The organism is Peptostreptococcus equinus, from assembly GCF_027125355.1.
Classification (GTDB): Bacteria; Bacillota; Clostridia; order Peptostreptococcales; family Peptostreptococcaceae; genus Peptostreptococcus; species Peptostreptococcus equinus.
In genome coordinates, this window is record NZ_CP114052.1 from 507122 (window position 1) to 523471 (window position 16350).

General features: G+C 31.9%; 8 protein-coding genes and 5 pseudogenes. 9 read left to right on the forward strand and 4 right to left on the reverse strand.

Annotation, left to right across the window (positions count from 1 at the left end; genetic code table 11):
• Positions 1-29: 29 nt before the first annotated feature.
• Positions 30-128, forward strand: a pseudogene (locus tag O0R46_RS10160) (hypothetical protein); the annotation flags it as partial.
• A gap of 159 nt (positions 129-287) precedes the next feature.
• Complete coding sequence (locus O0R46_RS10165; protein WP_269312523.1) at positions 288-629, forward strand: group II intron maturase-specific domain-containing protein; 342 nt, start codon at positions 288-290, stop codon at positions 627-629.
• A 643-nt stretch (positions 630-1272) separates the two neighbouring features.
• On the opposite strand, the gene O0R46_RS02645 is transcribed toward O0R46_RS10165, so the two are convergent.
• Together O0R46_RS02645 and O0R46_RS02650 are read right to left on the reverse strand one after the other, a co-directional pair.
• Positions 1273-2244, reverse strand: a complete 972-nt coding sequence (locus tag O0R46_RS02645; RefSeq protein ID WP_269312037.1) for an aromatic ring-hydroxylating oxygenase subunit alpha — start codon at positions 2242-2244, stop codon at positions 1273-1275.
• 114 nt (positions 2245-2358) lie between these two features.
• The gene (locus O0R46_RS02650; protein WP_269312038.1) at positions 2359-3726 is read right to left on the reverse strand and encodes an ISLre2 family transposase; all 1368 of its coding nucleotides are present in this window, start codon (positions 3724-3726) and stop codon (positions 2359-2361) included.
• Positions 3727-4059: 333 nt separating this feature from the next.
• Here O0R46_RS02650 and O0R46_RS02655 point away from each other — a divergent pair.
• Positions 4060-4380: pseudogene (locus O0R46_RS02655) on the forward strand (23S rRNA (uracil(1939)-C(5))-methyltransferase RlmD); the annotation flags it as partial.
• 18 nt (positions 4381-4398) lie between these two features.
• Positions 4399-4503, forward strand: a pseudogene (locus O0R46_RS10235) (CD1845 family protein); the annotation flags it as partial.
• Here the strand turns inward: O0R46_RS10235 and O0R46_RS02660 are convergent.
• Together O0R46_RS02660 and O0R46_RS02665 are read right to left on the reverse strand one after the other, a co-directional pair.
• Positions 4474-4812, reverse strand: coding sequence for a VanZ family protein (locus O0R46_RS02660; RefSeq protein ID WP_331275611.1), 339 nt, complete (start codon positions 4810-4812; stop codon positions 4474-4476). The pseudogene O0R46_RS10235 and the gene O0R46_RS02660 overlap by 30 nt on opposite strands.
• Positions 4813-4875: 63 nt before the next feature.
• Positions 4876-4983 (reverse strand): annotated as a pseudogene (locus O0R46_RS02665) (plasmid mobilization relaxosome protein MobC); the annotation flags it as partial.
• 511 nt (positions 4984-5494) lie between these two features.
• Here O0R46_RS02665 and O0R46_RS02670 point away from each other — a divergent pair.
• The 5 genes and pseudogenes from O0R46_RS02670 to O0R46_RS02690 all read left to right on the forward strand — a co-directional run.
• A pseudogene (locus O0R46_RS02670) lies at positions 5495-6001 on the forward strand (recombinase family protein); the annotation flags it as partial.
• A 280-nt stretch (positions 6002-6281) separates the two neighbouring features.
• Positions 6282-6749 (forward strand): hypothetical protein, encoded by a 468-nt coding sequence (locus tag O0R46_RS02675; RefSeq protein ID WP_269312040.1) that lies wholly within the window; start codon positions 6282-6284, stop codon positions 6747-6749.
• Positions 6750-6872: 123 nt separating this feature from the next.
• On the forward strand, positions 6873-7085 hold the full coding sequence (locus O0R46_RS02680; RefSeq protein ID WP_269312041.1) for an AP2 domain-containing protein: 213 nt from the start codon (positions 6873-6875) through the stop codon (positions 7083-7085).
• A gap of 3 nt (positions 7086-7088) precedes the next feature.
• Positions 7089-7502, forward strand: coding sequence for an RrF2 family transcriptional regulator (locus tag O0R46_RS02685; RefSeq protein WP_269312042.1), 414 nt, complete (start codon positions 7089-7091; stop codon positions 7500-7502).
• A complete protein-coding gene (locus O0R46_RS02690; protein ID WP_269312043.1) occupies positions 7486-16134 on the forward strand; it encodes a YSIRK-type signal peptide-containing protein in 8649 nt (2882 codons plus the stop codon). The genes O0R46_RS02685 and O0R46_RS02690 overlap by 17 nt, the downstream gene beginning before the upstream one ends.
• Positions 16135-16350 lie beyond the last annotated feature (216 nt).

Sequence of the window (16350 nt, forward strand, 5' to 3'; positions counted from 1 at the left end):
TCGAAAGAAGAGGACATAAGTTTGTAAGGTATGCAGATGACTGTATGATATTATGCAAAAGTAAAAGAGGAGCTAAGAGGATATTGGAGAACATAATCCCATATATCGAAAAGAAGTTATTTCTCAAAGTAAACAGAGAAAAGACAGTAGTGGAATATGTGGGAAAAGTAAAGTTTCTAGGATACGGATTCATGGAAACAAGAGGTAAATGCAAACTGAAAGTACATAAGAAATCCAAGGAGAAGTTACTTAAGAAAATGCGAGAGCTAACAAACCGTTCAAACGGGATGGGAAATCTGCAGAGGATGACTAAGATTAAGCAGCTTATACATGGATGGGTAAACTACTTTAAGCTTGCAGATATGAAGAAGTTTCTGGCAGAAACTGATGAACTGATGCGAAGAAGAATAAGAGCAGTATACTGGAAACAATGGAAGAAGGTAAGGACAAGAATCAGAGAGCTGATAAACTATGGACTTGAAAAATGGAAAGCGCTGGAAATAGCGAATACCAGAAAAGGTTCATGGAGAGCTTCTATTGTTCTGAACAAATCACTAACTAATAAAATAATAGCTGCAAAAGGCTTTGAAACCTTCAGCAGCTATTATGCAAAATGTAAAGTAAACTAGGAAACCGCCGTATACTGAACGGTACGTACGGTGGTGTGAGAGGTCGACTAGTCAAATAATGACTAGTCTCCTACTCGATTATAGGTTTGGCTCTGATGTTGGTATGAACAGTATTTGTAGTATATGACACTATGATAAATCATCATCTTCATGGTCATACGCATACGATTGTTTCATACACATAACGGTGTGACGCATACTCATATGATTACACATGAACATGAGCATAGTCATTTTAGAAATGAAGAGAGGCATGGTCACAAACATGAAGACTATATAAATAGTCAGGAACATAAATTGGCTCATATACATGGATGATAATTCCCAGTATATCGAGGTAATACCTTTTAACAATAACCTTATGCTATAGTTAAAAAGTATGTGGATATGTTCCCACACACGAGGCTTTTCTAAAATCTAAAAAGCCATTTTTCTATTTGAAAAATATCTTGTGGGAACATATCAATAGTAAAAATCGTAGGCGTGTGTAGGCAAGATAGATATTTATAGGGGAGTGAACGGGACGGATATAAAATATAATTAATAGTCAAGTAAAGAATTAGACAACAAAATAACCTCATATATCAAAATATAAAATAATGGACTTAGCTTTTTAAAATTAAGTTCTTTAATAGTTAGTAGATTAGGAATTCTGAAGAGAATCTCTTAATTTTCTATATTCAATAATGGGTTTATCACCGTATATTAAATTTTCATTTGATTTTAAAGAAGAAGCCTTAGGTCTTTGAGTTTCAACAACCCTTTTGTCCTGCCTTTCAATAATTAAATTGGCATATTTTCCAAAAAATCCAATAAATCTATTAATTAATTTAATGCCTGTGATCTTATTGTAGAAACGAAGATATAAAATTGTATTTTCATCATCAATTGGAGCAAAAAATATTAAAACCTTGATTTTATCTGTAATATTATTTAGCCATACATTTGGAAACTTAAATTTTAAAAAAGTCGATTTAATTTTACAGTCCTTGGATTTTTTAGGTGCTTGTCCCTCATCTACTTCATTATGTGCACTTGTAAGAATGGTTTTTTTGTCTTCCGATACGATAACCTTAGGTCCGTTGATAAGTGTTTTACATCCAGCACCTATCGTGTTATGGTGAACAAAAGGTAGATGGACGACATCAAGTTGATTTTCAATAGCTCTTGAATAATGTGTATTCCAATGGTCTTTGAACTCTGAAAAAACAAAAGACTTGTCTATTTCATCGTGGAAAGGAATATCATCGCTAGATTTATCTTTATCACCGTACCAGATGTAAATAATGCCATGCTTTTCTATGAGCTTAAAAAAACTTACATTATATCTAGTTAAATCACCTTGATTGTTAATCCCATTGGCAGGGATAAATTGACATTCACCTTCACCATTAAACTCTAAGCCATGAAAAGGGCATTGAATGGTACAATTATTTACAACCTTACCTTTAGAAAGAGCAGCACCTCTATGACTACACATATCCATTAAACAAGAAACTTCTCCATTATTATCCCTATAGAAAACAAGGTCCATTCCAAGTCTTCTAACGCCAACCAATTGATTCTTATTGACTTCACTTGAAGAAAGCACGGCATACCATTGATCTTTTATCATATAAATACTCCTCACCTTTCTAATTAAACATTTATTTATATTATACTATAAAAACATTTAAATTTCATTACTTAATAGGAAGTTGGTTGTGTCAATTTTTTGTAGGACAGTTCACTATGCTCTGAGGTTTGTGAACACTTTGCGAGAAACCAACGGTTTTGACATAGGATTTTCTGTTCCCTTTATTTTTTTCTTATTTCTTATTTTCTCTGTTTTTTCATTATCTGACTCTTTATTTATTATCTTTCTTATATATTCCTTTAAATCTCCGCCGTTCTTTTTGTATGCCCTTATTCGGCTTATATTATCTGCTCCTTCAATGCTCCATGTCAAAGGCCTAGAACTTAATCTATCACTTAATAGATGACTTACATGACCTTCAGCACTACATCCTTCATATCCAGTACTCATTGTTCTATATATTGATTCCCAGTTGTTTATAAAGTAACTATGACAGTCACTTATAGCCTTTTCTTGACTTTTCTTTAACTCTAAGTCAAATACTTCTCTGAAGTACTCTTGCAGTCTCTCAAAATCTTTGCCTTCTATGCACTTTCTAAGATTATCTTCAAATAAGTGTCCTGTTTTGAGTTCTGCATCTATGAACCTTGATGCTTTCTTTATGTATTTCTGAATATGAAACTTATCTTGATAGTATACACTTTTAGGTATCTGGTTGACTCCTTCTTTTATCCATTTACCACCATCTCCACTCACAGTAACTTCTTTAACCTTACTCAAATCATATGCATCATCTATATAGCTTAAAACATCTCTCCAAAGCTCCTCATTAACATATTTTATGTTTCCTACAAAATATCGTATGTTTTTAAGTTGCATTCTCTTTCTACCAACACTCTTTCTACCTTCATGAACGTATATGACTTTTTCTATATGGTTCTTACCATCTGTGTAATTAACGTGATCTTCATCAGCCTCTACATATATTCTATCTATCTCTTTTTTCTCTTTAACTTCAAGGTCGGTATTGGAGATATCTCCATATTTAACAACAAGATTATGCACGGTCATTTTACTAGTTATTCCTGAATGACTATGGTGATCTACTGCCTTTTTATAGGACATATCTGATGCATCTGATAGTAGTGAAGCAATCAAATTATTCTCAATCCTTTGATGTTTTTTCAAATGAATTTTTTCATCCAATAAGTAAGTGTATTTTCCAGTACGCTTATTAACATAATAAGTCCTCTTAAATACTAATGGCCCCATTTCTGTACAAATCGTCCTGTTTTCATTTCTTCTTTGGATATTCCAACTTTTTACTCTAGAGGCACTTTTTCTGATTCGCTCATCTTCGTTTTCTAAAGCTTCAGTTATAATGTTTAATCCAACCTGATTCATAACATTCTGAGTAAGTTCAACTACTCTAGAAAAATCAGTAGTTTTATTAATTAACATTTTCTCGATATTTTCTTGAAGACCTTCGATTTTTTTAGTTATTTCTGATAAAATTGACATGAGAGTAGCTCCTTTGATAGTTTTTTTGGTCAAAAACATTTTATCAAATATTGGCTACTCTTATTAATTTTTGTCCTACAATTATTTTACGCTAACTAGGAAGTTCTAGTAATAAGTTCACAAAAATACTATTATTTGAGGGCATTCTTTAATTTGAATCAGAAAATGAACTGTTAAGTTTAAAAAAATTGTAAAAGAAACTTGTTTAATCAGAAATGACTAGGGACAATGGGGATGTTTAATTTTGTCCCACTTTTATTTTTAAAAGTTGGGAGATGTGTTGTATAGTTAATCTATATGCTTGAAAGCTTGGAAATTGTGGGTATGTTTCATTTGACTAATCATCTTGAGACGGTAGCATTATTGTCCAAACTCGATGTCGATAAGCATATAGATGTTGAAATTAAGCTGGATGAGCTTGATTTGACAAGTGCTGAAAGTAAAGCAACCTATGCACAAATCAAAGAGTATATATTGGAAAAATTTAATTTAAAGGTTTCGACACTTTATATTGCACAGATTAAAAAGAAGTGTGGAATTGTACTGAGGGAGCATTATAATAAATCAAAAAAAGAGAAACAGGTTATTCCACAATGCACACCGGAAAAAGAGGAAGCTATTATGGATGCTTTAAGGCATTTTAAAATGATTTAGTAGAAATGGAGGGTATTTATGAGATGGATATTAAAAATAATCTTGTTTCCAATTAGCTTGGTGTTAATTATCCTCACTGCATTTCTGACATTTTTACTTACCATAGGAACAACAATACTGTATTGCTAATACATACTGTGTAACTTCAAAAGCAAAACTTATTCCTGCTATCAATAAGATTTCTTTTAGAAATTTCCAGTAAAATGCTTTATGAAGTAGGAATCCAAATGGAACAAATACAATAACATTTAGAAGAGCCTCAAATAAAGGTATATCTCCTTCCATAACATTTTCATAGTGAAAAGGAATTAAATTTATGTCTCTAACTTTATGAATGTCTGAAATAGAAAAATTTAGTTTAAATACCACAAGCCATATAAGTAACATAAAATATAAAAAGAATAGTATTCTTGTAATTTTATTTTTCTTCATTTTTCAACCTCCACAGCTTCAAATATTGTTTATCTATATTGGCTAAGCCTTGTAAATCTCTAAATGGCTCATATTTCTACACTTCGTAAGTTTTCTTTTCTCTTCAAAAAGAGCCTTTTCTTCTTCGGTTAGTTTAATTTCAAGTCGTTCATTTCTTATTCTATTTGCCATAAATAGTTCCTCCTTTGAGTGTATTTCGGGGTTTTAGGGTTCTCCCTAACAAGCTAAAAATTGATAAAAAAAGAAGCAGATCCAGAAGGGCTGCTTCATCAATTTTTTCGTAAGTATCCGTACACTTACTGTGCTTGCTACATAAGAATGAATAAAATAGCAAGCATTAAGCAAGTATTAAATTTATATCTATTATAACAAAATATATTCATTATGTGATGTAAAAAAATAAATTATTCGTGAATAGTATACCTATATAAATATTAGATCAACAAAAAAACAACAATATCGTCTGATATTGAGTAAAGAAATTTTAGTTGCGGGTTTCATTCTAAAAATAAAGTGATAGTATAAAAAAATTATAATAGCTAAAAAATGAGTTATGTGACCAAAGGTATAATAAAAGTTTAGGAAAATCTAAAAATACAAACTTTAGGAGGGAATTATGTAATACGGTTATGTAAGAGTATCAACAAAAGAACAAAATTTTGATAGACAAGTAAGTGCACTATTAAGAGAAGGAATAAAAAAAGATAAGATATTTATAGATAAAGCAAGTGGAAAAGATTTTAATCGTAAAAAATATAAACTACTATTAAAAAAGTTAAAAGAAAATGATGAGTTATATGTAAAGTCTATAGATAGACTTGGAAGAAGTTATGAAGAAATAATCAAAGAGTGGAATAAAATTACTAAAATGAAAAAATGTGATGTCATTGTATTGGATTTTCCATTACTTGATACGAGAGAAAGAACAGATAACTTAACGGGGAAATTTTTATCTGATATAGTTTTGCAGATTTTATCATATGTAGCTCAAATTGAAAGAGAAAATACACATCAAAGACAGATGGAAGGAATAAAAGAAGCAAAAAAGAAAGGAATAAAATTTGGAAGACCAAGAAAAAAGATACCAGATAGTTTTTATGAAGTTGCTCAAAAATGGAAACTTAAAGAAATATCTTTAAGACAAGGAGCGAAAATATTAGAAACAAGCCCAAGTATGTTTTCTAAATGATTAGAAGAGAACAACTATAAATAAAAAAATTATTATAAATCTAATTTTAAAAATTAAAATGTGCCAATAAAGGTACACTTTTGTTTACATGTATGCTATAATAGAAAAAATCAAATATTTTGAAAGAGAATGTAAGAGTTTTAGTAGCAACTATGTGTGTAAAATAAGGTTGATCTTTTATTAACACATATAGTCAAAAAAGTGTACGTTTTTTGACGTTATATTAATTTATATCAAAAAGAATAAGTATGATAGTAATTTACATGAATAGTGGCTAAAAATGAAAAAGGAAAATAAATTAACAACAAAAATTGAAAATAAAAAATTTGGAAGGTTACTAGTATTATCCGTTTTTAATAACGAAAAAGGTAGAAAAACATGTAGATGCTTGTGTGAGTGTGGGAACATAAAGGATATTTACTATATAAATTTAGTATCTGGAAGAACTGTAAGCTGTGGATGCAGAATGAAAGAGATAAACAATCGCTTTTCGGACATATCTGGGAAAAAATACAATAATTTACTCGTAGAGAGAAAAACGGATAAAAGAAAAGATGGAACAGTTGTTTGGAAATGTAAGTGTTTAATATGTGGAAAATATATAGAAGCTACCAAAAAACAATTGGAAAGAGGATATATAAAAGATTGTGGAGAGCATCAATATGATGACATTATTGTAAAGACTGTAGGTAAATTGAAAGTAGTTTCCTATGAACACGACCTAAAAAAATATAAATGTTTATGTTAGTGTGAAAATACAACATATGTAGAGCGGGGGAATTTATTATCTGAGCATACTGAAAGTTGTGGATGTTTACATAAAAAAGATAATTTTGAAATAATAGATGGAGCAGTACCAGGTCTGCTTACTATGAAGCTCCCTAAAAGTAATACTAGTGGATTTAAAGGAGTAAGTCAGACTAAAAGTGGTAGCTATGTAGCATACATAACACTAAAAAGAAAGAGATATAGCTTAGGCATATATAAAACAAAATCAGAAGCTGTTAAATCAAGAAAAGAAGCAGAAAATAAATTGTTTAAACCAATACTGGATAAAGCAAGAAAAAATGAGAGGAAAAACTAATATATGAAGCTAAATAAAACAACTGATTATGCAGTTAGGATATTAATTTACTTGACGAAAAATGATGGAATTATTACATCAAAAGAATTATCGGAGAATACAAATGTCTCCTTTAATTATACAAGAAAGATTTTGAGAAAGTTATCAGAAAACAAAATAATAAGTATTAAAAGAGGTATGAGTGGTGGAGTATACCTAAAAGAAAACCCTGAATATATTAGCCTATTTGATGTGATTAATACAATGGAAGCAACATTTAAGATAAATAGTTGCCTAGATGAAGAGGTATGTGACTTACATGAGAAAGGAGAGTGTCAAGTGAGAAAATACTATTTATCGTTACAGGAGAAAATTGAAAATGATTTAAAAAATATGAGCATATGTATGCTTGCAAGTGAAGATGAAGAAGAGGGATAGAAAAGTAACAGTTTTAAAGTATGTGAAAAATATAAAAATGAAAGGATGCTGTAAAGTGGAAAATAAAAACATATTTCAAAAAATAATTGAGGAAAAAAGAAAAAAGTGTTCAAGTGAAAGACCTAAATATGGATTAAGAAAATTATCAGTGGGAATTGTGTCATGTATTCTCGGGTATATGATATTTTTATCTCCTACTTCAGTACAAGCCGCAGAAATTACACCTGATACATCAATAAGTACATCTGTATCAGATACAACTATAGATAAAAATGAATCTATACCTGTGACAACTTCAAGTATTAGTGAACCTGTTGATAATAAAATATCAACGACAAACGAAACTAAAGATGGATTAGCATCAACAGAAGAAAGTTCAGTAACAGCAACAATACCAACAGCAAGCGAATCGTTTTCAACAACAACATCATCTACTGAAAATACAAGTAGTGAACCTGTTGATACAACAAGTAAATTGACAACTAAATTGGGTACTGAATCAACATCAAATGATTCTTCAGTGGATACAACATTAAGTGAACCAACGACTGAAATTGCAAATAATTTGAATGAAAATTTAGTTGAACCAACAGCAGAACAAGTTCAATTAGAAAACAGAACGATAAACAATGAAGTTTATTATACTATTAATGGTGAAGTAGATGGTCCTCTGGATTATGGTAGAACAGATTATAAAAATATAGGGACCGACGGAAGTATACATTTGAACGTGACTAAGTGGGCTACAGATTCAGCAGGATGGGGTTATTTGGAAAATGGACCATATAACGGAAGATATATACTGAATTTCTTTAAGGAAGAATTTTACAAAGAAATTGAATCAATTGAAGTGAATGGTGTTATGTTTGAAAAAGAGGCTGACGGTGCTTTATGGAAAGTTCCGATTAATACAAATACTTTTAACACAGGAGCAATAGGTGTAGTTACAAATCATGATGTAATAATACGTTTAAAAAACGGTGCTACACTAGATAGTTTGGGATTGTCTAATGAAAAGATTAGTTTTACTACAATTTGGGTTACAGGACAAGCTCTTGCGGATATAGGAGGATATGATAATGGTTTTATATTACAAAATAATCCAAATATACCTGAATTACCTGCGAAGCCATCTGATGGAAATGATAGTTACTTAGGAACTGGTCTTAATGCTTTAAATAACGACGGAACACAATCTAAGGATGGAAATTTCACTTCAGGGAGTCAAACAAAAGTTGTTTCATATAATAGCAAAGAAAAAGTTATAAATTCAATTGTTTCATTTAAACCAGATCAAAACTTTTTACAATCTAATAGTGGATGGGTATTATATATTAATGAAATTATACCACCTGAATTGCTTAAGTATATTGATACAAATAATGTTTTTATAGGAGTATCTGATCCAAATGGTAACTTTAAAACAGATGCTCCTATAAAATTGACAGTTGATCCTAACGGAGATGGTCATATTTCAACAAAGGATACAGATATTATAAGCATAATTGGAGGAGATTGGAGTAAAGTTGAAAAAGTACGAACTGAATTAGATAAGAATGTATTTTATGGGGCATTAGGGCAAAGTAAATCATACACAATTAAATATAAGCTAAAAGATGGTTTGTCTAACCAAGAATTTGCAAAAAAACTAAATGAATATATTATTACAAATAACAACCAAATTAACTTTGAATCATGGCTAACAGCGGATTTTGTTGATACAACAAATTCTTTTTTAAACATTAGAAAACCCGATGGTGGAAAAACAAATAAAAGAATTCAAAATTCATATGCAAATGCGTTTTTAGAAGTTTTTGATAATGATAAAGATGGGTTATATAATTTTGTTGAACAAGAAATAGGATCAAATATTGACGATGTTGATACAGATGATGATGGAGTACCAGATAATGTGGAATTTTTAGATGATAAGACAAGCCCTATTGATGCAAAATCATATTTAGTAAGTAAGCCTAATATTAGTACTCAAAATATTATAGCTAACGAGGATCAATCAATTGAAGGAACTGTTCCAAAGACTGAATATTTTAATCCAGCAGATAAAAATTCTGTATTGAAAGCTGTAAATACAGATGCTGGAAATGTGATAGTTAAAGCATATAAATATGTCGATGGTGATCAAGATTATACAGATAATGAAGTAAAAGCACAGACTATAATACCATTTTCTGACTTGGAAAGTGGTAAGTTTAAAATTGATGTGGCTTCTGGAACTTTTGCAGAAGGGGATAAGGTTGTCTTAGTAGCGTATTCACCAGATGGGAAAAATCCAATGATTTCCGATACTGTTGTTACAGTAGGAGCTTTAAAAGTAGCATTTGATGTAAACAATGGAAAATGGAATGATAATACAACTGATGATAAATATGTAAATATTGTTAATGGAAAAGTAGATCAACCAGAAGCTCCAGTAAGAGATGGATATAAGTTTTTAGGGTGGGCTTCAAGTTCTACAGCAATAAAACCAGAAGAAAATTTACTAACTAATTTAACTTCGAATAAGAAAGTATTTGCTGTTTGGCAAGAGAATTTTAAAGCTACAGTAATTAATCCACCAGTTTTATTAGAAAAGAAACCTATTACAGATACAATTAATGTAATTACAACTAATCAGAATGGAGCAACTATAGAGTTTCAACACGATGATGGACAAAATTCTGGATTAAAAGTCGATGAAAATATGAATATTGTTGGAACACCAATAATATCAAATTGGGGTGATAAAGAGGAAGAAAGAACAATAATGATTCATGTTGTTATCGATTCTAAAGATAAAAGCGAATCACAAACTGTTTCGATTCCAGTAACTGTACAAAGAGATACAGATGGAGATGGAACACCTGATGTAACAGACACAGATGATGATGGAGATGGAATCCCGGATGATGTGGAAAAAGATAAGGGAAGTGATTCAAAGAATCCTAATTCAATTCCATCAACACCAATAAACCCAGTAGGTAAAGTAGATATAACAAATGGAGAACAAACATTAAATGAAAAAACACCAATAAAGGATGTTAACATTACTACAGAAAATCCAGATGCAAAAGTTGTAGTAGATGGTTCAAAATTACCAGAAGGAATCACATATGATGAGACGAAGAAAGTTGTATCAGGAACACCGGAAGTAAAAGACTGGGGAAAAGATGAAGAAGAGAGAGAAATAAAGATTCCAGTAACAGTAGAAAATCCAGATGGATCAAAGGTTACAAAAGAAATAGTAATCAAAGTACAAAGAGATACAGATGGAGATGGAACACCTGATGTAACAGACACAGATGATGATGGAGATGGAATCCCGGATGATGTGGAAAAAGATAAGGGAAGTGATTCAAAGAATCCTAATTCAATTCCATCAACACCAATAAACCCAGTAGGTAAAGTAGATATAACAAATGGAGAACAAACATTAAATGAAAAAACACCAATAAAGGATGTTAACATTACTACAGAAAATCCAGATGCAAAAGTTGTAGTAGATGGTTCAAAATTACCAGAAGGAATCACATATGATGAGACGAAGAAAGTTGTATCAGGAACACCGGAAGTAAAAGACTGGGGAAAAGATGAAGAAGAGAGAGAAATAAAGATTCCAGTAACAGTAGAAAATCCAGATGGATCAAAGGTTACAAAAGAAATAGTAATCAAAGTACAAAGAGATACAGATGGAGATGGAACACCTGATGTAACAGACACAGATGATGATGGAGATGGAATCCCGGATGATGTGGAAAAAGATAAGGGAAGTGATTCAAAGAATCCTAATTCAATTCCATCAACACCAATAAACCCAGTAGGTAAAGTAGATATAACAAATGGAGAACAAACATTAAATGAAAAAACACCAATAAAGGATGTTAACATTACTACAGAAAATCCAGATGCAAAAGTTGTAGTAGATGGTTCAAAATTACCAGAAGGAATCACATATGATGAGACGAAGAAAGTTGTATCAGGAACACCGGAAGTAAAAGACTGGGGAAAAGATGAAGAAGAGAGAGAAATAAAGATTCCAGTAACAGTAGAAAATCCAGATGGATCAAAGGTTACAAAAGAAATAGTAATCAAAGTACAAAGAGATACAGATGGAGATGGAACACCTGATGTAACAGACACAGATGATGATGGAGATGGAATCCCGGATGATGTGGAAAAAGATAAGGGAAGTGATTCAAAGAATCCTAATTCAATTCCATCAACACCAATAAACCCAGTAGGTAAAGTAGATATAACAAATGGAGAACAAACATTAAATGAAAAAACACCAATAAAGGATGTTAACATTACTACAGAAAATCCAGATGCAAAAGTTGTAGTAGATGGTTCAAAATTACCAGAAGGAATCACATATGATGAGACGAAGAAAGTTGTATCAGGAACACCGGAAGTAAAAGACTGGGGAAAAGATGAAGAAGAGAGAGAAATAAAGATTCCAGTAACAGTAGAAAATCCAGATGGATCAAAGGTTACAAAAGAAATAGTAATCAAAGTACAAAGAGATATAGATGGAGATGGAACACCTGATGTAACAGACACAGATGATGATGGAGATGGAATCCCGGATGATGTGGAAAAAGATAAGGGAAGTGATTCAAAGAATCCTAATTCAATTCCATCAACACCAATAAACCCAGTAGGTAAAGTAGATATAACAAATGGAGAACAAACATTAAATGAAAAAACACCAATAAAGGATGTTAACATTACTACAGAAAATCCAGATGCAAAAGTTGTAGTAGATGGTTCAAAATTACCAGAAGGAATCACATATGATGAGACGAAGAAAGTTGTATCAGGAACACCGGAAGTAAAAGACTGGGGAAAAGATGAAGAAGAGAGAGAAATAAAGATTCCAGTAACAGTAGAAAATCCAGATGGATCAAAGGTTACAAAAGAAATAGTAATCAAAGTACAAAGAGATATAGATGGAGATGGAACACCTGATGTAACAGACACAGATGATGATGGAGATGGAATCCCGGATGATGTGGAAAAAGATAAGGGAAGTGATTCAAAGAATCCTAATTCAATTCCATCAACACCAATAAACCCAGTAGGTAAAGTAGATATAACAAATGGAGAACAAACATTAAATGAAAAAACACCAATAAAGGATGTTAACATTACTACAGAAAATCCAGATGCAAAAGTTGTAGTAGATGGTTCAAAATTACCAGAAGGAATCACATATGATGAGACGAAGAAAGTTGTATCAGGAACACCGGAAGTAAAAGACTGGGGAAAAGATGAAGAAGAGAGAGAAATAAAGATTCCAGTAACAGTAGAAAATCCAGATGGATCAAAGGTTACAAAAGAAATAGTAATCAAAGTACAAAGAGATACAGATGGAGATGGAACACCTGATGTAACAGACACAGATGATGATGGAGATGGAATCCCGGATGATGTGGAAAAAGATAAGGGAAGTGATTCAAAGAATCCTAATTCAATTCCATCAACACCAATAAACCCAGTAGGTAAAGTAGATATAACAAATGGAGAACAAACATTAAATGAAAAAACACCAATAAAGGATGTTAACATTACTACAGAAAATCCAGATGCAAAAGTTGTAGTAGATGGTTCAAAATTACCAGAAGGAATCACATATGATGAGACGAAGAAAGTTGTATCAGGAACACCGGAAGTAAAAGACTGGGGAAAAGATGAAGAAGAGAGAGAAATAAAGATTCCAGTAACAGTAGAAAATCCAGATGGATCAAAGGTTACAAAAGAAATAGTAATCAAAGTACAAAGAGATACAGATGGAGATGGAACACCTGATGTAACAGACACAGATGATGATGGAGATGGAATCCCGGATGATGTGGAAAAAGATAAGGGAAGTGATTCAAAGAATCCTAATTCAATTCCATCAACACCAATAAACCCAGTAGGTAAAGTAGATATAACAAATGGAGAACAAACATTAAATGAAAAAACACCAATAAAGGATGTTAACATTACTACAGAAAATCCAGATGCAAAAGTTGTAGTAGATGGTTCAAAATTACCAGAAGGAATCACATATGATGAGACGAAGAAAGTTGTATCAGGAACACCGGAAGTAAAAGACTGGGGAAAAGATGAAGAAGAGAGAGAAATAAAGATTCCAGTAACAGTAGAAAATCCAGATGGATCAAAGGTTACAAAAGAAATAGTAATCAAAGTACAAAGAGATACAGATGGAGATGGAACACCTGATGTAACAGACACAGATGATGATGGAGATGGAATCCCGGATGATGTGGAAAAAGATAAGGGAAGTGATTCAAAGAATCCTAATTCAATTCCATCAACACCAATAAACCCAGTAGGTAAAGTAGATATAACAAATGGAGAACAAACATTAAATGAAAAAACACCAATAAAGGATGTTAACATTACTACAGAAAATCCAGATGCAAAAGTTGTAGTAGATGGTTCAAAATTACCAGAAGGAATCACATATGATGAGACGAAGAAAGTTGTATCAGGAACACCGGAAGTAAAAGACTGGGGAAAAGATGAAGAAGAGAGAGAAATAAAGATTCCAGTAACAGTAGAAAATCCAGATGGATCAAAGGTTACAAAAGAAATAGTAATCAAAGTACAAAGAGATATAGATGGAGATGGAACACCTGATGTAACAGACACAGATGATGATGGAGATGGAATCCCGGATGATGTGGAAAAAGATAAGGGAAGTGATTCAAAGAATCCTAATTCAATTCCATCAACACCAATAAACCCAGTAGGTAAAGTAGATATAACAAATGGAGAACAAACATTAAATGAAAAAACACCAATAAAGGATGTTAACATTACTACAGAAAATCCAGATGCAAAAGTTGTAGTAGATGGTTCAAAATTACCAGAAGGAATCACATATGATGAGACGAAGAAAGTTGTATCAGGAACACCGGAAGTAAAAGACTGGGGAAAAGATGAAGAAGAGAGAGAAATAAAGATTCCAGTAACAGTAGAAAATCCAGATGGATCAAAGGTTACAAAAGAAATAGTAATCAAAGTACAAAGAGATATAGATGGAGATGGAACACCTGATGTAACAGACACAGATGATGATGGAGATGGAATCCCGGATGATGTGGAAAAAGATAAGGGAAGTGATTCAAAGAATCCTAATTCAATTCCATCAACACCAATAAACCCAGTAGGTAAAGTAGATATAACAAATGGAGAACAAACATTAAATGAAAAAACACCAATAAAGGATGTTAACATTACTACAGAAAATCCAGATGCAAAAGTTGTAGTAGATGGTTCAAAATTACCAGAAGGAATCACATATGATGAGACGAAGAAAGTTGTATCAGGAACACCGGAAGTAAAAGACTGGGGAAAAGATGAAGAAGAGAGAGAAATAAAGATTCCAGTAACAGTAGAAAATCCAGATGGATCAAAGGTTACAAAAGAAATAGTAATCAAAGTACAAAGAGATACAGATGGAGATGGAACACCTGATGTAACAGACACAGATGATGATGGAGATGGAATCCCGGATGATGTGGAAAAAGATAAGGGAAGTGATTCAAAGAATCCTAATTCAATTCCATCAACACCAATAAACCCAGTAGGTAAAGTAGATATAACAAATGGAGAACAAACATTAAATGAAAAAACACCAATAAAGGATGTTAACATTACTACAGAAAATCCAGATGCAAAAGTTGTAGTAGATGGTTCAAAATTACCAGAAGGAATCACATATGATGAGACGAAGAAAGTTGTATCAGGAACACCGGAAGTAAAAGACTGGGGAAAAGATGAAGAAGAGAGAGAAATAAAGATTCCAGTAACAGTAGAAAATCCAGATGGATCAAAGGTTACAAAAGAAATAGTAATCAAAGTACAAAGAGATACAGATGGAGATGGAACACCTGATGTAACAGACACAGATGATGATGGAGATGGAATCCCGGATGATGTGGAAAAAGATAAGGGAAGTGATTCAAAGAATCCTAATTCAATTCCATCAACACCAATAAACCCAGTAGGTAAAGTAGATATAACAAATGGAGAACAAACATTAAATGAAAAAACACCAATAAAGGATGTTAACATTACTACAGAAAATCCAGATGCAAAAGTTGTAGTAGATGGTTCAAAATTACCAGAAGGAATCACATATGATGAGACGAAGAAAGTTGTATCAGGAACACCGGAAGTAAAAGACTGGGGAAAAGATGAAGAAGAGAGAGAAATAAAGATTCCAGTAACAGTAGAAAATCCAGATGGATCAAAGGTTACAAAAGAAATAGTAATCAAAGTACAAAGAGATATAGATGGAGATGGAACACCTGATGTAACAGACACAGATGATGATGGAGATGGAATCCCGGATGATGTGGAAAAAGATAAGGGAAGTGATTCAAAGAATCCTAATTCAATTCCATCAACACCAATAAACCCAGTAGGTAAAGTAGATATAACAAATGGAAATCAAACAAATAATTCTAATAATGCCAATAACCATAATATAAAAGGTAAAAACCCTAAAACTGGGGATACTAGTAACATAACAATATATACAGGGTTAATGTCTATTGCAGGAACATTATTACTTCTTTTAGGCTTTAGAAAGAAAAGGGAAGAGGAAGAAGAAAACTAAAAATCAAACGCAAAAAGTAATTTAGCGTAAGGATTAATAATGTAGAAGTAGAGGGGTGTACTATATGTATGCCCTATCTATTTATTATAATGAAAATGTTATTAGAGTATAAAGGGAAAAAGATATGTACAGTAACAAACTATATTTCATTTACTTAAATCAACAATATTAAAAAATAAATTCTTAGCAATAGCAATTTATGTTGTTCCAAAATTT